The following is an 18,780-nucleotide window of genomic DNA, read 5'->3' as shown; positions in this document are numbered from 1 at the left end:
CCCCCCCCTGCTCGATATTCGCACTGCCCAGTTGTAAGTGACCGAATGCCGAATAAGGTACCTGAGGCGTCACCTGGGTAGTCCGCCCGATGACCAAGCTGCGCGCCGGGTCGTAGGCAGAGGTGCCACTCAAGCTATACCCCGCCAATACCCGAGCCCCGACCCCGGTCGCCGGATACAGTTGCGCCGCTTGCAGGATCATGTCCGAAGGAGTCATTAATTGCGTGCTAAAGCCCGTAGGCAATCCTTCGCTGGAGAATCCCGTCAGGAAGCGCAAATCACCACGGCTGCTTAACTGGACCAGGTCGAACCCGGCGCGCTCCAACTCGACCGTGGTGCCATTGGCCTGTCTCAGCGTGCCTTTGCTGCTGAATCTCACATTGCCCTGTACATCCAACAAGTCGGCGTTGACGGAAAGCACCGCCTTGTTCGCAAGTGGCGATACGTCGCCTTCGATCAGCGGTCGGGTATAGGAATCCATATTCGGTAGACTGGCCGCCGGCCCCGCCAGCAGCAAATGAGCTGCATTAAGTTGAACACGGGTGTCGGCTGGCGCGGCTGTGCTCAACCCGAAGCTACGCGCATATAGGCTCAGGCTTTGGCCGAGGGACAACGACACGTCGCCACGGATACTAATAATGCCGTTACTCAGCAGAGACAGGCTGTCGAAGCCGCCCGCCTGGACCTGGTCCACACCCAAACGCCCATGACCATAGATCAACGAATCCGCCGAGGCCTTGGCGGTGTCGCTTAGCGGGCTCGCCTGGGCGGTTTGTCCCAGCACCAGTTCACGCACCTGCAAGACCCGGTCATTGACCGCGCTTTTCAGGTAATACGGTGTCTCCAGCGCCACCGACAAACTGCCCCCTGCGGCCCCCGTGCCACCGGAACGGGCGCTGAATTCGCCGTCCAGGTACAGACCATTGGCCGACGCCAGGGAAATACTGCCACCGTTGCTCGTCACCGATGTGCGTCCCTGGCCAGGAACATCCAGCATTGCCTGGCTGCCATCCGCTTGCAGGCGTGACCCCTCGCGCATCACCACGAACAATTCCGGCGCCGAAGCCGATCCTTTCGCGACATCAATCTGACCACCAATGACAATCTCGCCGCCGTCATGCACCAGGCCATAGGTCTGGCCGCGCATGTCTTGGGCAGTCACGGCCCGACTGGAGACATCGATCAATGCTTGCTCGCCTAACCAGATGGAGCGTCCATGGCCTTGGGCATTGACCGGGTTGCGAACTGGGTTGCTGACGCTCAGTTCGGTGAGACTGACTCGTCCGCCCCAGGCGTTGAGGGTGCCGTTGACGGTCAGTTGACCGATGCTGCGCAAGTCGATGCCTTGTCCCGGATCGACGCTGATCACGCTTCCACGCCCGATGTTCAATACCGTGCTGGCCATGTCTGCCGCGCTGGAGTTCGCGGTACCGGCAGTGAGGCTCAGGCTCGCGCCGTGGCGCTGGGTGAGAACACCTTTGATCGCATCTTCCTGATACAGCTCCGGCGTCCAGCGCTGCAAGGCATCAGCCGGCTCTGCGTTGCTGCCGGTAGTCAACGCCTGCTCGCCGAAACGGTACACCGGCATCGTCACATCGACCCGGGTCCCATCGGCCACCGTCAGGCCTTCGTTGCCGGTGATGTCATAGGCCGAGAAACCCTTGTCGAAAAAGTCGCCGTCCAGTTGCAACGTTCCCGGTTCCAGTGGCGAGCCACTGTTGCCGATCAGCACTTTGTTGGCCGCCAGCTTCAAGGTCCCGCCACCGCTCACCCCGGTGCCGCGCAGTTCACCGTCCAGGTTCAAGGCGCCGTTACCGGACGACGCGCCGGTACTGGCGGTCAGGGTCAAGTCACCGCCCTTGCCACCGCGGGTCTTGCCATCGGCCATGACCGCAGCACCGGAGCTGACGTCGATCAGGCTGCCCTGGCGCACATCGATATCGCCACTGCTGCGCACAGACACCGTACCGCCATTGATGAACGGCAGACCTTCACGGTCGTTGCCGTCGAGCAGCAAATTGCTCCACCGCCCAGCGGTGTTCAACGTCACGCCTTCGCCCAACGTGACCGCTGCACGCTGACCGGTGGCAGGCGAAAGCACGACGTCTACCATCTGGAAATTATCGGTTCTGACCTGTTTAAGCACGTTACCCAGGGCAATGCGACCGCTGCGGGCCGTCAGGTCGGCGTTCACTTCCACCTGCGGCGCGTAAAGCGTGATATCACCGCCATCGGCCACGTTGAGCGCGCCGTCGACTTTGATGCCTTGCGCCGCTGCCACCTTGACCGCGCCGAGTTGGAAGCCATTGAGCAGCTCATTGTCCAGCACCAACTTGCCTTGCCGATCAGTGCCGACCACCGAGGTCAGGTTAAGGCCCGCAGCAATCTTGTCGTTGACCTCGCCGACGGTGACCTGATCGAAGGTAGGGTTCAGGCCACTGTTGATCACACCGCTGGCCTTGTCGTAGATCGGCGTGTAACTGCCCACCAGCAACTGAGCCCGCCGGGCCACGGCGTTTTGCGATTGCTGGTAACCGTCGAGGTTGAGGTTCGGTGCCTGGTTCTGGCGTTCGCCCTGGTAGACCTCGCCGACGATCTGGCCTTCCAGCACCGCGTTGCGGGTCGACACCACCAGCTTGCCGGCATCGCGGCCAACGGTGTAGCCGGCCTCAAAGCGCTCGCGGGGGGCGATCAGTGGGTTGTAGTAGTAATCGGTCTGGCCCCAGCGTTGGCTGTGGTCTTCGTAACCCTTGTAGATGCCGCTGTAGAGGATGTCCCCCGGCGCCTTGGACAATTCATACAAGCGCCCATTGGGGCCCCTGAGCCAGGACTGCCGCAGGTAGCCGCTCTGCACATCCAGGGTACCGCCGGACAGGTTCAACTGCGCCGCCTGCTGGGTCACCACGTCGTTGCCGGTGAACGTCAGCGTGCCACCTTGGGCGGCCCATTCACCCATGCTGTGGCCCCGTGTGCCCAGGTAGCCGCCGACTTCCAGCAGCCCACCCGCCGTGTACCAACGGTCGGTGGCATAACCGTTGGTGCCCGCCGGCACGTAGATCAAATCACGCACGTCCACCCAGACATCGTTGTTGGTCAACTTGCCGCCCTCGCGGTTGACCGGTGCGTCACGCTGTTCGTTGCCCTGTACGTTGACCTTGATGGAGTTGGACTCCATCGCCACCTTGACGCCGATGGCGCCGGACACGTCGATCACCGCACCATCGCGCACCAGGCTGCGACCGGCGGCGCTGACCGCGACCTGACCGCCGGTGGCCAGGGTGATGGAGCCGTTCTGGAAGTCGACGCTGCCGCCACTGACGATCTCGACCCGCGACTGGTCGGTGCGGTCGACCACGCTGCTGAGGTTGTTGAACCGACCGGTGATCAGGTTGTTCGGCGTACCGTCCAGGCCGGCGGGCCCGGCATTGTATTGGCTGTCCAGGGCACTGCCGCCGCCGGCGTCAAGCAGCACCGCCGTGGCACTGCCCTGCCCCAGGGTGACGCTGCCGGTGCTGTCGCTGAAGGCGTTGAGCAAGTGCACGGTGCCGCGGGTGTCCACCGAACTGCTCGCCACCGCCACGCCGTTCTGCTGCACATTGTGCCCGGTAAGGGTGATGTCGCCGGTGCTGGCCTGGATCAGGCCGCTGTTGATCACCGTGCCGGCGCTGCTGCCCGGCTTGAGGGACGTCGCGACCTCGTTGCCACGGGTGGTGGAACGCGGGTTGCCGCTGGTGCCCTGACCCCGGCGAATATAAAAACTGTCGCCCGCTGCCAGGGTGGTCTGGCCCTTGGCGGTGATGATGGAACCGGCGTTCTCCACTTCCGAGCCCAGCAGCAAGGCATAGCCGCCCCCGGCGGTGGAGGTGGCGGCGCGGTGGGTCTCGATCCGCGCACCGCGCTGCACTTCGATCTTGCCGGCGGCGTCAGTGAAGGTCGGCTGGGTGCCGGTGGCATCGACGTACAAGCCGCGCTGGCTGAATTGCTCGTCGCTGACGTTGGCCGCCACCGCCGCCAGGTTGCGCACGTTGACCTGGCTGCTGCCGCTGAAAATGATGCCGTTGCGGTTGACCAGCATCACCGTGCCGTTGCCCTTGATCTGGCCCTGGATCTGGCTTGGTCGCGCTTGAGGGTCGTTGACCCGGTTGAGCACGGCCCAGTCCGACTGCTGCTGGAAATCCACCGTGGTGTTGCGCCCGACGTTGAAGGTTTCCCAGTTGAGAATCGCCTTGTCGGCGGTCTGCTCGATCTTCACCGTGGTCTTGCCGCCGGCCTGGGTCTGCTGCGGTCCCTTGGCGTTGAGCCAGCCCTGGGTCAGGCTGTTATCGACCTTGAGCCCGCCCTCGCCCAAACCGTCGGGCACGGTCTGCACCTGCCCGAACGCGGCTTGCCGCCCCGCGGCCTGGGCCGCCTGCTGGGCCGCGATGGCGGCCACGGTGTTGTTGAGGTTGGTCAACGAACGCTGCAACTGCGCATTGGCCCGTTGCTGCTGCGCCAGGGGCGGCGGCATGCCTGGCTGCGCGGTCGCGTGCCGCCCCGCGCCACCGGCCTGGGAAGCGCCCTTGGCGGCAAACCAGGCCGAACTGAACGCCGTCGCCGCGTGAGCATTGCCGGCCACCATCAGCAGCGCAATGGCCTGGGCCAGCGGCTTGAGCCGCAACATCGACAACTCGCCATCGCGACGGGGGGCATTCAGGTTCGTCTGGGGTTTGCAGCGCAGCATCCTACTCATCCTTTCGGGTTCGCTCTAAGGGGTCACAACGCCGTGCTGTCAGGCTGCCAGCGTTGGTTATAGGGGATAGGCGGTTACAACCGCTCGGGACCGAACGGTTGTCATGAAAATTTCATGTGGCTGTGTTGGCGCCGGTATTACGCAAAAATCAGCAACGGCTTGCGCCGTTGCTGATCGGGTGTTGCGGGTCGCTCAAGCGTAGGCTTACAACGGACGACCGACGCTATTACAGACGTTGGTGTTGCCGATGCTCAGAGCGTTAGAGGCGGTCAGGAAGCTGCCGCGGATCGCGGACTTCCAGGCGCCTGGCAGCGGCACGAAACGGTTGGCGGTGATAGCCGCGTCGTTGCTGCTGGCAGCAGTGGCGTTGTAATGGCGAGTGAAGAAGTCACGCACTTGCGTGGTTTGGGTGGCATCGGCGTAGCACTGGCTGAAGATCACGTTAGTGAAGCCCAGGATCGGGTAGCCGGTGGTTGGGTAAGCCACAACGCTTGGATCGCTAGGGTTGGTGGTTGCAGCGAATACCGGTACCCAGGCGTTCGGGTTAGCGCGGTTGGCGGCAGCAGGCACGGTGACAGCTGCGATTGCGGCCGACACGTTGGCCGGGGCTGGGGAAACACCGGCAACGCGAGCGACCTTGGTGGCGTCGTCCAGGCCGGCCAAGGTGGTGGCGGCGTAATCCGGGCTCATGTAGGTGATGCGACCTTGGGCAGCATTCACCGCATCCATCACAGCTTGGCTACCAGTGGCGGCTACGGCGCCGGCTGGCAGGCCAAGGCTATAGCTGGAGGCGAAGTTGGTGGTGATGGCGAAAGTACCGGGCACAGCGGGTACAGCTGTAGGGCACTTGGCGTTCAGAAAGCGGGTGAACAGTTCGGTAGTACCGCTGCTCTCAGCACGATAAGTCACAGTGATCGGGCCGGAACGGCCGGAACCGGTGATTTGGTTCCAGTCAGTCAGCGTGCCGGCGAATACGCCGCACAGCTGAGCGACGCTGAGGTCAACGTTGGCGGTGCCGGTCTTGTTGAAAGGAATGGCAACCGAAGTGGCGACCGAAGGCACCTGGATCAATGGGCCCCAGGCGGTGCCGTGGTTGGTGACGTAGGCGTTCAACTCAGCCTGGGTGAGCTTCGAATCGCTGCCCGCCCAGTGCACGTTCTTGCTGGTGTCACCAGGCACGAAACGGGTGTAATCGTTGTTCAGAAAAGCGGCCTTGCCAGCACCGCTGCCCACGCCGATGTAAGGGGCGAAACCGGCAGTCAGGACGCCAGCAGTCTGGTACAGCGGCTGAGGCAAGGTAGCGCCACCACCGTTGACATCAGCCATGGCGGCCTGAGCGGCGCAGAGGCCGGCGAGGGTCAGGGATACCGCGAGAACGTTGCGCTTAAACATGAAGAATCTCCTTTCATCGTGTTCGTACGTAGGTTGGGTGACGCGTGCTTGCCGTCATGGCGCTCGGTCCTGTGCCGATGGCGATGGGGTGAGGCCATGGGTTAGAAACTCGCAGTTTCCGGTGACAGATAAAGGAAAAAACCTCGGGAGCTGGAGGCTGTTTTTTGGGGTTTTTCCTCGGGTGTTCGAGGGCTCTGGGTTGGGGTTTCAGACAGGTTTTGTGACGGTGTTGCGCAGGGTGGGCGTGGAGATGGCGGCGGGTGGTTGTCTGACGATGGAAGATGACAGAACGAGGAACCCGAGTTTGGCGTTGGCGAGGGTCGGGAGGTGTTGCGGCACTGCAAAAATAACTGACGGGTCTCTGCTGTTGTGGCGAGGGGATTTATCCCCGCTGGGCTGCGAAGCAGCCCCAAACCAGACACCTCGGTGTGTCAGGCTGGTTGCATTCAATCTGATTGGGGCTGCTGCGCAGCCCAACGGGGATAAATCCCCTCGCCACAAAATCAATGTTCACCACGGATTGCGTGCGCTTATTGAACCAACTGATTGATCTCGATAATCGGCAACAACACCGCCATGACGATCACCAGCACCACACCGCCCATGACCACGATCATCAGCGGCTCCAACAGCGCAGTCATGCCCATGGCCCGGCGTTCGATGTCGCGGGACAGGGTTTGTGCAGCGCGTTCGAGCATTGGCGGCAGGCAGCCGGTTTTTTCGCCGCTGGCAATCAGGTGGATCAGCACCGGCGGGAAGACTTTTTCCACCCGCAACGCCGCCGCCAGGTTGACCCCTTCGCGGACCTTGGCCGTGGCATCGCTGACGCTCAGGCTCAGGCGGTCGTTGGACAGGGTCTGGCGCGCCGCCTCCAGGGCTCGCAGCAAGGGCACCCCGGCGCCGCCGAGAATCGCCAGGGTCGAGGCAAAACGCGCGGTGTTGAGGCCCAGCACGAAACGCCCGATCAGCGGCAGGCGCAGGATGCGACTGTGCCAGTTCAACCGCGCCTGCGGGTTGCGCAAATACAGCCGCCAACCCCAGAACCCACCGGCCAGCATGCCAAAACACAACCAGCCCCAGGCGCGGATGAAATCGCTGGCGGTCAGCATCGCCACGGTCAACCCAGGCAGGTCCTGGCGGGCCTGGGAGAATGCGCTGACCACTTGGGGCACCACGTAGCTGAGCAGGAAAATCACGATGGCAATCGACACCAGCCCCACCACGCCCGGATAGATGAACGCCGTAAGGATCTTGCCCCGCAGGTTGTTGCGCTCCTCGATGTAGTCCGCCAGCCGCTCCATCACCTGGGCGAGGTCGCCGGACTCTTCACCGGCGGCGATCAGTGCCCGGTAGATGTCCGGAAAGTCCCGGGGTCGCGCCGCCAGGGCTTCGGCCAGGCGCATGCCGCTGCGCACATCGGCGCGCACTGCGCTGAGGGTCTGGGCGATGTGTTTGCGCTCAGCCTGTTCCACCGTGGCGCTCAACGCGGCCTCCAATGGCAGGCTGGCTCCCAGCAGGCTCGCCAGTTGCCGGGTGGCCCAGGCCAGGTCGTTGTCCGAGAGTTTGGCGCTGAACAGGCCGCCGCCATGGGCTTGCGTTGTATTGCGTTCGACCTGCACCTGCAACGCCGTCAGCCCGCGACTGCGCAGCAGGTTGAAGGCGCCACTCTGGCTGTCGGCTTCCAGGTGCCCGACCTCGATCTTGCCGGTGGCGTCGGCGGCCTCAAAACGGTAGCGATTCATCAGGCGTCCCGTGTCACGCGCAGGATTTCTTCAGGGGCGGTGGCGCCACTGCGCACCCAGCGTTCACCGTCCTCGCGCATGCTGAACATGCCGGCCTGGCGGGCGGCCGCACGCAGCGCCTGCTCCCCTGCCCCCTGGTGGATAAGCGTGCGGATATCATCGTCGATGCAGAACAATTCATGGATGCCGGTGCGACCGCTGTAACCGGTCTGGTTACAGCTCGGACAGCCCACCGGGCGCCAGGTGCCGGGGGTTGCCGGATCAGCTTGTTTGCACTGCGGGCAGAGTCTGCGCACCAGGCGCTGGGCGAGTACGCCAAGCATCGACGAGGCCAGCAGGAACGGCTCGACGCCCATGTCAATCAAGCGGTTGATGGCCGATACAGAGTCGTTGGTGTGCAGCGTCGCCAACACCAGGTGACCGGTGAGGGACGCTTGCACGGCAATTTGTGCGGTTTCCAGGTCGCGGATTTCGCCGATCATGATGATGTCCGGGTCCTGGCGCAGAATCGCTCGCAGGGCCAGGGCGAAGGTCATGTCGATCTTGGCGTTGACCTGAATCTGGCTGATGCCCGGCAGGTCGTATTCCACCGGATCTTCCACCGTGAGAATGTTGTGTACGCTGGCGTCGAGCCGAGCCAGGGCGGCGTAGAGGCTGGTGGTCTTGCCGCTGCCGGTGGGGCCGGTGACCAGCACGATGCCGTGGGGTTGGCGGATCAGGTGATCGAGTTTGCCCAGTACGTCCGGGTCCATGCCCAGGGTTTCCAGTTGCAGGCGCCCGGCCTGTTTATCCAGCAGGCGCATCACCACTCGTTCGCCATGGCCGGTGGGCACCGTCGAAACCCGGATGTCAATCGGGCGCCCGGCCACACGCAGGGCAATGCGGCCGTCCTGGGGCAGGCGTTTTTCGGCGATGTCGAGCTGGGCCATGATCTTGATCCGCGACACCAGCGCGCCATGCAGGGCCTTGCGTGGCGAGACCACGTCACGCAAGGTGCCGTCGACCCGGTAGCGCACCACCGAATGGCTTTCGTAGGGCTCGATGTGAATGTCGCTGGCCTCGTCCCGGGCGGCCTGGGTCAGCAAGGCGTTGATCATGCGGATCACCGGCGCGCCGTCCTGGGTGTCCAGCAGGTCGGTGATCTCGGGAATGTCCTGCATCAGGCGGTCGAGGTCCACCTCGTTCTCTGCCGCGCCCACCACGGCGGCGGCGCTGCCGGTGTCGGCGTAGGCACTGTTGAGCAACCCGTCGAGTTCCTCGTCACGCACCCGCTCCAGCCGCACCTCGCCGAACTGGCGGCGCACTTCACTGATGGACCAGCCTGGCGTGGAGGGACAGACCATCAACACCGCGCCTTCATCCGACTCACGCAGCACCAGGCGCTGGGCCTTGGCCCAGGCGTATGGGAGGGTGTTCATGCTGACACCTCAGACCCAAGAAACACACATGTCCCCTGTGGGAGCGAGCTTGCTCGCGATAGCGGTGGGTCAGTTGCAATGATGTTGAGCGAACTGCCGTCATCGCGAGCAAGCTCGCTCCCACAGTGTCTTGGGGTGGCCTCAGTATTGTGCATACCGCGAACTCCCATAGGTTGGGTATTCATCAGCGAGTGCCTCCTTCAACCGGAACCGCCTTGATCACCGCCCTGGGCGTTTGCAGCCCGGCGGGGGTGGCCGGCGGAATGGCCTTGGCCGAGGCCGGCAGTTGCGGGGCTTGCATGTCCGGCATCGCCCAGCTGCGCTCCGGTTGCAGCAGGCCCTGGGCGCGGCGCATGAAGTCGTAGCGGTTGAGGGTGATGCCGCGCCCCGCCGCCGTGTCGCGGATGATGTAGGGGCGCAGGAACACCATCAGGTTGGTCTTGGTGATCTGCCGCCGCTCGTTGCGAAACAGCGCACCAATACCGGGGATGGTCGACAGCCACGGCACCGCGTCGTTGCTCTGGCTGTAGCCGTCCTGCAACAACCCGCCAAGGACCATGATCTGCCCGTCGTCCAGCAGGATGCTGGTGTCGATGGCACGCTTGTTGGTGACAATCCCGCTGGCGCTCGAAGCGCGGTTGTCGACGCTGCTGACCTCTTGATAGATGTCGAGCTTGACCGTCCCGCCTTCGGAAATCTGCGGGCGGACGTTGAGCTTCAGCCCCACCTCTTCACGGGTCACGGTCTGGAACGGGTTGTTGCTGGTGCCACCGCCGCCGGTGACGTAACTGCCGCTGACAAACGGAATGGTCTGGCCGACGAAAATGCTCGCCGCTTCGTTGTCCAGGGTCAGCAGGTTCGGCGTCGACAACACGTTGGTGCCGCCCTTGCTCTTCAACGCCCGGGCCAGGACCTTGAGGTCGAGGATCTTGCCGATGCCGGGAATGTCCACCGTGCCGTTGACCAGGCCCAGGTTCAAGCCCTGGGGCAACACGTCGATGCTGGTCTTGCCGTTGAGGTTGAGCCCGGTGCCACCGAGGTTGACGCCGCCGATCACGCCGCTGCCGCCCAGGTTACCGGTCTGCCATTGCACGCCGAACTCGCTGGCATCGTCCTCGCCGACCTCGACGATCAGGCTCTCGATCACCACTTGGGCGCGACGCTGGTCGAGCAGGTCGATAACTTCCCGCAGGTTGCGGTACAGCGGGTCCGGCGCGGAAATCAGCAGGGTATTGGTGGTGGCGTCGGCCTGGATGGTCACGCCGCCGGCACTGAAGGCGGTGCTCTGATCGTCCTGCGGCAAAGCCGAGCTTTGTCCGCTACTGCCTTGGGCATAACCATTGCCAGAGGTCGAAGCGCTACCGCCCGTGGTCCCGCTGGTGCTGGCGCCATCGCCGCTGCTCTGGCCGTTGGTGCTGGCGCCCATGCTGCTGAGCACCGAGCGCGAGTTATCACTGCCCTCGCCTTCGCTTTCCCCGGTGAGCAAGCCGCGCAGGGATTGGGCCAGTTTGCCGGCCTGGGCATTGCGCAGGTACACCACGTGCAGGTTGCTCGGGTTGTTCTGGGCGTTGTCGAGCTTGTAGATCAGGTTACGCGCCAGCTCGGTGCGCTCGGGGCTGCCGGCGCGGATGATGATGGCGTTGGAGCGCGGGTCGCCGATCACGTTGATCTTCTGGGTCTGGTCTCCGCCCTGGGTTTCCAGCAACTCGGAGACCATCTGCGCGATGTCCACGGCGATGCCGTTGTGTATCGGCACCACATCGGTGTCGATGGCGCTGGGGGTATCGATGCCTTCGATGAGCTGCGCCACCCGCGACAGGTTCTCGGCGTAATCGGTGATGACGATGGTGTTGTTGCCGGGATAGGCATTAATCGGGTTGTTGGGCGACACGATCGGGCGTAACACCGGGATCAGGTTCACCGCGTTTTCGTATTGCAGGCGAAAGGTGCGGGTCAACATGCCGTTGCCGGCCGGTCTGTCGGCGCTGTAGATCGGCCCGCCCAGCAACTTGGCGTCGGCCTCAGGCACCACCTGGGCCACGCCACCGACGTCCACCACGCTAAAGCCCTGCATGCGCAGCGCGGCCAGCAGCATGTCATAGGCCTGGTGCGCCGGCACCTGACCTTCGGACACCAGCGTCAGGTTGCCCTTGACCCGCGGGTCCACCAGAAACTGTTGGCCGGTGGAACGGGACAAGGCCCGCACCACCGCCTGAATGTCGGCCTCGACAAAGTTCAGGGTCACCGGTTGGTCACCCAGCGGGCTGCGTGCCGGCGTACTGCTGCGGGGCTCGCGGGCGCGGGCGGTGAGATCGACCGGGTGTCGCACCGGCGGTTTCTGTTCACGCAAGGTCTGGGCCCGCTGACGGTCCAGCAGCGCATCGCCGCTGCGCTGGGTACTGCCCAGCGGAATGCCCAGTTCACTGTCCACCAGCAACGGTGGCTGCGACGCTGGCGGTGTGCTGTTGCAGGCGCTCAATGCCAGCAACAGAAACGGCACGCTCTTGCGCCAATGACGCGGGTATCGGGACCCCTTCATGAAGCTTCCTTAGCGCCTTGCGCCTGATCCATGCGAACGGTTCCGGACAGGGTGCCGGCGGTGTTTTCAGTGTTTTCGATGTTGTCGGTGTTGGCCGGGGCCGTGCGCCGCAAACGGGCTTCAAGCACTTGCAAGGAAAATTGCCGTGGACTGCTCAACAGCCAGCCCATCACCTCATCGGCCGGCGCGTCGTTGAAAGTGAGTTGCCAAGCCGCGTCCACGGCCTGCAACTGGTAGTGCTCGCTCAAGCCGCCGGCATCCAGGGCCTGGCGCAGAGCCGCTTTCAGAGGCTGGCCTGACGCCGGGCCGCCGACGTCCCGCAAGAGCACTTCGAGGGCCTGGGTCTGCGCGCGCAACTTCGGCGTTTCGACCTGCCAATACGCAAGGGTTTGGAGCGGTGGCTGGATCAACAGCAACCAGACCAGCAGCCCGCCGAGTACCAGCGCCGCCAGCGACACGGCGCGCTGCTCGCGCACCGCCAGGCCCTGCCAGGACGTCCGGCCACGCGCGCGCAGGGTTTGCCACTGCGCCCATAGCCGTGCCGGGAATTGCTTATTCATCGTCGGCTTCCGGGGGGTGTTCGGAGGTGTCCTGCGCGCCCTGTCCGGGCAAAGCAGCACGCAAGGTCCAGCCCTGGTCATTGGCCGCAACGTCGATGCCGGCCTCGGTCAGGGGGATTTTCCAGTCGTCTGCGGCGGATGCTTTTTGTGCCTCGGCCACGAGCGTCAGGCGTAACTCACCGTTTTCAAACACCAGTTCCTGCACGTTGCCGCTCATGAACGGCATGGCGCTGCCCGCCTGTTGCACCAGGCTGGCGAAGCGTTGCGCCGGGTCCGCCGCTGTGCCGCTTTGGCGCGCGGCGATTTGCTGTCGGGCTTGTTGCAAGGGGTTGAGAATCACCGGCAGTTCGGGAAACGCCTGCTTTACCCGCTGGCTCATCTGCGCCTTGAGTCGTTGGCCCTGGGTGGCCTCACGGGTGGCGTAGAGATTGAGGCCGACCACCCACACCGCCAGCGCCACCGCGCAAAGCGTCGCCGCCCTGCCCCAACCGCCACGCTCGGCCGGGCCATGCGTCAGGCCAGCATGCAAGCCCCAGCCCGGCGCGGCACCAGTCCAGCGCTGGGGGGCGGGCAAGGTTTTGATCGAAACCTGCGGCGGCGAATCGCCCACCCACTGCAGCCCGGCCCCTGCCTCCAATAACCAATCATCCAACGCCTCTTCCAGCAGCGGCTGCACCACCGCGTGCTGCACGCTGTAACGCACCAGCAGGTGGCCGTCGTCGACGCAGGCCACCGGCCCGGACAACACTGGCAGGGCGTAGGCCGCCGGGTACAGCCCGTGCAGGTGCAGGCCGGCCTGGCGCAGCATCCGGCCCAGGGCATCGAGTGACTCTCGGTCGAGCCAGGCAATGTGCACCTGCCCGTCGGCACCGCGCGCGCTGTGAGCCACCTGCATGCGCTCGCTGGCACCGAGCATCAGCGCCTGGGCGGCGCAGTTCACCGCGGCGGTGATTTTCGCTGCCGGCAACTGCGGCAGTTCCAGACTGGTGAGCAAGCTGTCGCGCGGATGGAGAAAACATTCGACCCGCTGCTTCTTTGCACCCTGGCCGAGGTCCCGGAGGTTGCTGTGCCCCTGGTCGCGGACCTGGCCCTGGCGATCGAGCCAGGCGAATGCCACCGGGCTGTCGAGGCTCAAGCTGCCCAGTGGCATCAACGCTATGCGCAAGCGAGTCATACGCCCACCCGTGACCAGATCACCTGAGGCATCCGGTCCTGGCTGCGTTGCAGCAAAGCATCCAGCACGACCCGCCGCTGCCCACTGCGCGCCTGACCCCGCAGGCGGAACCAGTCGCTGGTGATGCCGACCTTGACGGAGGCCATTTCCAGCTCAGGCATGCGCAGGCGATTGACGAAATCCCCACGGTTGATAAACCAGTGGCCGCCGTCTCGCTCAGCGATCAGCGCCTGGGCCCGTTGCAACGACAACCCCGGCACGTAAGCAGCCAGCACCGGGGCGCTGGCGGTGTTGCCGTTGAGCCAGGTATTGGCCGGCAGAATCGTCACATAAGGCGCCAGCGTTTCCAGCACCTGCGGGGTGACACCCTTGATGCTGCGCAAATCCTGCAACGTGCGCAGCATGGGGCGTGTCGGCGCCAACGGCGTACCGGAAGCATCCGGCGAGGTGCTGCGACCGCTGTCGAACGTACTGCTCACCGCGGCCTTGTCCGCCAACTCTGGGTTCAACAGCCGTGGGTACGCGGCAATCACCCGCGCGACGATGCGCGCACGTACCGTCGCGGCGATACCCAGTTGCTCGCACAACCGTTCGAAGGTGCGCACCTGTTCCTGATCCACACGTTCATTGGCGACCAGATTGCGCAGGTTGAATTTGCCTTGCTCATCTTCCAGTCGCCCTTCGAAGGGGATGTCAGCCAGGCTGGAACCGGCCATCACGAAAGGGTTGGCCCAAGCCTGACCGAAGCGCGTGAGCGGATCGCGCTGACGTGCATCCCACAACAACTGACGGCTCAATTGCAGGCCGCCCTGCAACCGCGCCGTGCCCTGGATACGCAACTGCTCGGCCTCCAGGCTGCGGGTAAACAGGGTTTGGCGGGTGAGCATGCCCCCGGCGATGACCGCCACCACGGCGGCGATCAGCAAGGCACTGATGACCGCCATGCCCCGCTGCTTCGCCGCGAAGGGCGAATCCGTTCGCATCACGGCCCTTATAACTGCCAGGAGCCGATGTCGGCATTTACACCATCGCCGTCAGGCTGGCCGTCGGCCCCCAGGGAAAAGATATCGACTTCACCATTGGCGCCCGGGTTGAGGTAGTTGTAGGGACGGCCCCATGGATCGTTGGGCAGGCGCTCCAGGTAGGAACGCCATGTGCTGTTTTTTGCATCAGCGGGCCGTTCCACCAGCACCTTGAGCCCCTGGTTCATGCTCGGGTAACTGCCGTGGTCCAGGCGATAGAGTTTCAACGCCTGCATCAAACCGCCAATGTCCTGTTTTGCCGCCGTCGCCCGAGCCTGGTCCGGCCGGTCAAGCACCTTGGGCACCACCATCGCCGCCAGAATGCCAAGAATGACCACCACAACCATGATTTCGATCAGGGTGAAACCCTGCTGCCCGCGTGGGCCTTGGGGACGGGCGTTGTAACGGGCGATCTGCATCTCGACGGTCCTTCGCTGGATTCAATTCGTGGCGCAGTGTTGCAAGAAAATATGTCAGTGATATTGAAAATGCTCAGGAGCTTACGTCGTCAATCGGTCAACAATGGCGGTTAAGCTCGGGGGCTGCCTCCGCCCATAGAGCTCGCGCGATGCCACGTCACGCCCCACAAGCCGGCTTCACCCTGATCGAAGTGCTGGTCGCCCTGGCGATCATCGCCGTGGCCATGTCGGCGGCGGTGCGCGTGGCTGCGGTGATGACCCAAAGCAATGGGCTGCTGCGAGACAAGTCCATCGCACTGCTGGCGGCCCGCAGCCAACTGGCGCAACTGCACTTGGAGGGGCGTTTTGTGCAGGGTTCAAAAGTCATCGAATGCGATCAGGGACGGTTGCTGCTGCGTTGCGAACAGAACCTGCGCCCGGCGGAAAATGGCCGCATGTTGCGGGTTGAACTGACCGTGTCGGATCGCAGCCACGAAGCACCGCCGTTAGCGCGGTTGGAGACGTTGGTCAGCCGGGAAAAATAGCGGCTATACACGGTCCCTTTTGTCGAGTGAGCTTGTTCCCTCGCCGCAAGGGTTCGTCGTGATCTCAAGGACGGGTGAGCGAGGGTAAAGCCACCGAATCCGGCAATCGGGCCAAGGCCAGCCGCGTTTGCTGATTGCCCCGCTCGATCACCACCGCTTGCGCCTCGATCGACACCAGCCGCACCCCATGAGCCACCCGCTCTCCAGCCAGGAAGCTACGAGGTGGGCCGTCGTTGAGACTGAGGATCGCCACAGCCCCGCGAGCGCCGGCCAGCACACCGCTGACCTTGATATCCACCGGCGCCGGCTGGCTGGAGAACCATTGCCGTGCAGGGTTATCGGAACGCTCGGCCAATCGTTGCGGGGCAACATCCGGCGTGCGGGATTCAGCCGATGTCAGTAGCAGCGAAGACCAGGTCGCCACCCCGGCCAATGCCGCCAACAGACCGAGTGCCTGGAGGAGTTGCGCCGGGGAAACTCGGTCGATGAACACCATGGTCTGGTTCTCCTTTTTTATCCAGCCTCCAGCGTACGCCTCGATTCTCTCCGTTTTATTTCACATCCTTATCATCTTCACCGTGCAGGATGAATACCGACGCAAAGGAGCGCGCATGAACCTTGGCAAGCAACGCGGTTTCACCCTGATCGAATTGATGGTGGTGCTGGTGATCATCGGCATCGCCAGTGCCGCCGTGGGCCTGAGCATCAAACCCGACCCGCTGAAGTTGCTGCGCCAGGATGCCGAGCGGCTGGCGCAACTGCTACAGCTCGCCCAAACCGAAGCCCGCGTCGATGGCCGGCCGATTAGCTGGCGCTGGGATGCCAAGGGATTCGGTTTCAGCCGTCGGCAGGATCAAGGGCCAGGGCTGGATCGCTTCAAGGATGATCCACAATTGCACCCGCGGCGGTGGCAGAGCCCGTCCATGGAAGTTCATGTGGAACCTAGGCAGCGGGTCGTGTTGAGCGCCGAGTGGATCGGCGCCCCGCTGAACATTCGTTTGTCGGACGGCCAGAGCAGCATAAACGTCCAGCGCAGCGCCGCTGGCCGGGTGCAGATTCAATGAACGACCGGGAGACGGGCTTCACCCTGCTTGAAGTCATGGTGGCGATTCTGCTGATGGCGGTGGTCAGCCTGATTGCCTGGCGCGGACTGGACAGCGTCACCCGGGCCGACAGCCATTTGCAGGCCAGCACCGAACAGACCGAAGCCTTGCTGCGAGTGTTGAATCAGCTGGAACGCGACGTAGCATTACGCGCCAGCATCGAGTTGAGCGAACCGTCAAACCCTGGAGTCGATGACCAGCCCTGGACCGCGCCACCCGCCCTCACCGTGCGCAGCACAGAAGGTCGGGGGTTTCGCCTGGATGTGATCCGGGTGGCCGCCGCTCAAGAGGGCACGCTGCAAAGGGTGCGCTGGTGGCTCGAGGGAGACACGCTTTACCGAGCCCAAGGCCAGGCCCGCAGCCGCTACCCATTGCCGGCACCCGACGCGGGCGTGGCGGTGCTCAGCGAAGTCAGCAACGCCGGACTGCGTTACTGGGACAGGGAAAAAGGTTGGCGCAAGCTCAGCGGCAATCGCCAGGAAAACCCGCTGGGCATCGAAATCAGCCTGACACGGCAGACGCCACAAGGCGTGGAAAAGTATCGACAGGTGTTGGGGCCGCTGGAGTGAGAGCAAACCCAGTGTGGCCGCGAGCCTGCTCGCGATGAGGCTCATCCGAATAGCGCTGAATCAGCTCAGCACCACCACCCCGCCCGGCAACTCGGTGCATTTGGCGCCATAGGCATCGCGGATCAACAGCGCCACGCCAGCCAGTTGATCAAGACGGAACCGCGCCTGGACCTTGCGCTGGCCCAATTCGCGATTGAGTAACAGCAACATGCCAGGACGGTAGCGGTTGATTTCGTCGATGACGCTGGCCAGGGTCGCGTCGTTGAACACCAGCACCTGCTCGCGCCAGGCAGTGGCCGCCGACACATCTGCGTTCTTTGGAGTGCCCACCCGGCCGCTGTCGTAGGTCAGTTGCATGCCCGACTCCAGGTGAAAACTCTGGCCGCGCACCTGGACCTGCACCAGACCTTCCAGGCAGGTCGCGCAGACACTCTGGTCGATGTAGCGGATATTGAATCGAGCCCGAGCGGCGCTGATCAAGCCGGCGCCGGCCTGGACGCTGACCGTTGAAGCACTGCTCCCCAACACTTCAACTTCACCGCCGAGCAACACCAATCCTTCCCCTCCTTCGGCCGACTGACGGCGGCTGAGGCGGGTTTGGGTATTCAGCTCAAGACTGACACCCTTGGCCAGTTCCACCCGGCGCTGTTCGCCAACCTCGGTGACGTAGTCGGCAGCGAGTCCGGAAACCCCACCGGGCACCGTGGCGCGGATCAACAGAAAACCTGCCGACGCCGCGATCGCGCCGCCGAGCAACGCCCGTCGTCCGAAATGTCGCGGAGCCCGCAACGCCTCGGCAGCCGGTTGCAGCCCGTGCCACAGCGCCTTGGCTTGCTCGAACGCCTGAGCGTGTTCGGGGCTTTGCCCGCACCAATGGCGCAGGGCCCGGACATCGGCCACGGTGGCGCGGCCCGAGGTCAGCAGGACCAACCAGTCTTGGGCCTCGCTGGCCAGTCGGGCCTGAGGCGTGGCATCAGGGGAAGCAATGCTGAAGATGTTCAAGCGCACACATACTCACGAATTGGTCTGGTCTCTACTCTCAAGACTGTTTTCCCGCGCCGGGACCGAACCGCTGAATCACTTTTCTTTCCAGGCGCAGGGCGCAATGCCCCAGCGCGGCCTTGATTTCCTTCTCTACCATGCGCGTGGAGATGCCGAAACGTTGGGATATTTCCAGGTGCGGCGCTTCCTCCAGACGCGCGGCAATGAAAATCCTGCGACGCCGCGCCGGTAGTTCATACAGGGCCTTGAGCAGGGTCTGCAATTCCTTCTGCCCCCCCACCACCCGGGCCGGATCCAGCGCTTCATCGGAAATCTGCAGCAAGTCCTCGATTTCGCTGCCGGTGAGCAGGCGAGCATCGGCCTGCCGACGGTCGGCGGCAATGTTCAGCGCCATTCGATAGAGATAGGCACTGGGCTGGGCGATGTCCGGCGTCTCGACCATGCGATCGACCCGCAAGTAGGTTTCATGCAGCACATCGTTGGCCAGTTCCTCGGAGCCCAGGCGCTTGCGCAGGCGCACCTTGAAATCCTCATAAGAGGTGAGGAACAACTTGACCAACGGGCTGCGACCAGAGTGTTTCATCGCC

At 63.9% G+C, this 18,780-nt stretch carries 15 protein-coding genes; 3 read left to right on the top strand and 12 right to left on the bottom strand.

The genetic code is table 11. From position 1 onward, the window contains the following. The 9 genes from GSM73_RS27175 to gspG all read right to left on the bottom strand — a co-directional run. Nucleotides 1-4,720, bottom strand: a 4,720-nt coding sequence (locus tag GSM73_RS27175; RefSeq protein ID WP_256676819.1) for a filamentous hemagglutinin N-terminal domain-containing protein, incomplete at its 3' end; no start/stop codon positions are given. Between the two features lie 213 nt (nt 4,721-4,933). Further along, a complete protein-coding gene (locus GSM73_RS10610) occupies nt 4,934-6,121 on the bottom strand; it encodes a substrate-binding domain-containing protein (protein ID WP_160892468.1) in 1,188 nt (395 codons plus the stop codon). Between the two features lie 530 nt (nt 6,122-6,651). Beyond that, entirely contained in the window at nt 6,652-7,863 is a 1,212-nt protein-coding gene (gene gspF / locus GSM73_RS10605) for a type II secretion system inner membrane protein GspF (protein ID WP_076385230.1), read from the bottom strand. Next, entirely contained in the window at nt 7,863-9,281 is a 1,419-nt protein-coding gene (gene gspE / locus GSM73_RS10600) for a type II secretion system ATPase GspE (protein WP_076385232.1), read from the bottom strand. The genes gspF and gspE overlap by 1 nt, the downstream gene beginning before the upstream one ends. 184 nt (nt 9,282-9,465) lie before the next feature. After that, a complete protein-coding gene (gene gspD / locus GSM73_RS10595) occupies nt 9,466-11,820 on the bottom strand; it encodes a type II secretion system secretin GspD (RefSeq protein WP_160892466.1) in 2,355 nt (784 codons plus the stop codon). Next, on the bottom strand, nt 11,817-12,380 hold the full coding sequence (gene gspM, locus GSM73_RS10590) for a type II secretion system protein GspM (protein WP_160892464.1): 564 nt from the start codon (nt 12,378-12,380) through the stop codon (nt 11,817-11,819). The genes gspD and gspM overlap by 4 nt, the downstream gene beginning before the upstream one ends. Beyond that, the gene (gene gspL, locus GSM73_RS10585; protein WP_160892462.1) at nt 12,373-13,554 is read right to left on the bottom strand and encodes a type II secretion system protein GspL; all 1,182 of its coding nucleotides are present in this window, start codon (nt 13,552-13,554) and stop codon (nt 12,373-12,375) included. The genes gspM and gspL overlap by 8 nt, the downstream gene beginning before the upstream one ends. Then, nucleotides 13,551-14,537, bottom strand: a complete 987-nt coding sequence (gene gspK, locus GSM73_RS10580; protein ID WP_076385240.1) for a type II secretion system minor pseudopilin GspK — start codon at nt 14,535-14,537, stop codon at nt 13,551-13,553. Before gspK ends, gspL begins: the two co-directional genes overlap by 4 nt. A gap of 8 nt (nt 14,538-14,545) precedes the next feature. Further along, nucleotides 14,546-14,995 (bottom strand): type II secretion system major pseudopilin GspG, encoded by a 450-nt coding sequence (gspG, locus tag GSM73_RS10575; RefSeq protein WP_107321669.1) that lies wholly within the window; start codon nt 14,993-14,995, stop codon nt 14,546-14,548. A gap of 149 nt (nt 14,996-15,144) precedes the next feature. On the opposite strand from gspG, the gene gspI reads away from it, so the two are divergent. After that, entirely contained in the window at nt 15,145-15,519 is a 375-nt protein-coding gene (gene gspI / locus GSM73_RS10570) for a type II secretion system minor pseudopilin GspI (protein WP_047228932.1), read from the top strand. 64 nt (nt 15,520-15,583) lie between these two features. Here gspI and GSM73_RS10565 read toward each other — a convergent pair whose 3' ends face one another. Further along, on the bottom strand, nt 15,584-16,015 hold the full coding sequence (locus tag GSM73_RS10565) for a type II secretion system protein N (RefSeq protein ID WP_076385246.1): 432 nt from the start codon (nt 16,013-16,015) through the stop codon (nt 15,584-15,586). A gap of 115 nt (nt 16,016-16,130) precedes the next feature. On the opposite strand from GSM73_RS10565, the gene gspH reads away from it, so the two are divergent. Both gspH and GSM73_RS10555 read left to right on the top strand, forming a co-directional pair. Further along, a complete protein-coding gene (gene gspH / locus GSM73_RS10560; RefSeq protein WP_047228930.1) occupies nt 16,131-16,583 on the top strand; it encodes a type II secretion system minor pseudopilin GspH in 453 nt (150 codons plus the stop codon). Then, nucleotides 16,580-17,191, top strand: a complete 612-nt coding sequence (locus tag GSM73_RS10555; RefSeq protein ID WP_160892460.1) for a type II secretion system protein GspJ — start codon at nt 16,580-16,582, stop codon at nt 17,189-17,191. The genes gspH and GSM73_RS10555 overlap by 4 nt, the downstream gene beginning before the upstream one ends. Before the next feature lie 60 nt (nt 17,192-17,251). Here the strand turns inward: GSM73_RS10555 and GSM73_RS10550 are convergent, their stop codons facing one another. Beyond that, nucleotides 17,252-18,193 carry a DUF4880 domain-containing protein gene (locus GSM73_RS10550; protein ID WP_160892544.1) on the bottom strand — a complete coding sequence of 314 codons (942 nt, stop codon included), beginning with the start codon at nt 18,191-18,193 and terminating at the stop codon, nt 17,252-17,254. 37 nt (nt 18,194-18,230) lie between these two features. Next, nucleotides 18,231-18,776: a sigma-70 family RNA polymerase sigma factor gene (locus GSM73_RS10545; RefSeq protein WP_047228928.1), complete on the bottom strand. Its 546-nt coding sequence runs from the start codon at nt 18,774-18,776 to the stop codon at nt 18,231-18,233. Between the last annotated feature and the right edge of the window lie 4 nt (nt 18,777-18,780).

The organism is Pseudomonas sp. PICF6 (assembly GCF_009831705.1).
GTDB lineage: Bacteria > Pseudomonadota > Gammaproteobacteria > Pseudomonadales > Pseudomonadaceae > Aquipseudomonas > Aquipseudomonas rhizophila.
This window is presented reverse-complemented; position numbering and strand designations above follow the sequence as displayed.

Coding starts and splice junctions, on each gene's coding strand:
- GSM73_RS10555 (WP_160892460.1), top strand. CDS start 16,580: ATGAACGACCGGGAGACGGGCTTCACCCTGCTTGAAGTCATGGTGGCG.
- gspI (WP_047228932.1), top strand. CDS start 15,145: ATGCCACGTCACGCCCCACAAGCCGGCTTCACCCTGATCGAAGTGCTG.
- gspM (WP_160892464.1), bottom strand. CDS start 12,380: ATGAATAAGCAATTCCCGGCACGGCTATGGGCGCAGTGGCAAACCCTG.
- gspE (WP_076385232.1), bottom strand. CDS start 9,281: ATGAACACCCTCCCATACGCCTGGGCCAAGGCCCAGCGCCTGGTGCTG.
- GSM73_RS10610 (WP_160892468.1), bottom strand. CDS start 6,121: ATGTTTAAGCGCAACGTTCTCGCGGTATCCCTGACCCTCGCCGGCCTC.
- GSM73_RS10565 (WP_076385246.1), bottom strand. CDS start 16,015: ATGGTGTTCATCGACCGAGTTTCCCCGGCGCAACTCCTCCAGGCACTC.
- gspD (WP_160892466.1), bottom strand. CDS start 11,820: ATGAAGGGGTCCCGATACCCGCGTCATTGGCGCAAGAGCGTGCCGTTT.
- gspG (WP_107321669.1), bottom strand. CDS start 14,995: ATGCAGATCGCCCGTTACAACGCCCGTCCCCAAGGCCCACGCGGGCAG.
- gspH (WP_047228930.1), top strand. CDS start 16,131: ATGAACCTTGGCAAGCAACGCGGTTTCACCCTGATCGAATTGATGGTG.
- GSM73_RS10545 (WP_047228928.1), bottom strand. CDS start 18,776: ATGAAACACTCTGGTCGCAGCCCGTTGGTCAAGTTGTTCCTCACCTCT.
- gspF (WP_076385230.1), bottom strand. CDS start 7,863: ATGAATCGCTACCGTTTTGAGGCCGCCGACGCCACCGGCAAGATCGAG.
- gspL (WP_160892462.1), bottom strand. CDS start 13,554: ATGACTCGCTTGCGCATAGCGTTGATGCCACTGGGCAGCTTGAGCCTC.
- gspK (WP_076385240.1), bottom strand. CDS start 14,537: ATGCGAACGGATTCGCCCTTCGCGGCGAAGCAGCGGGGCATGGCGGTC.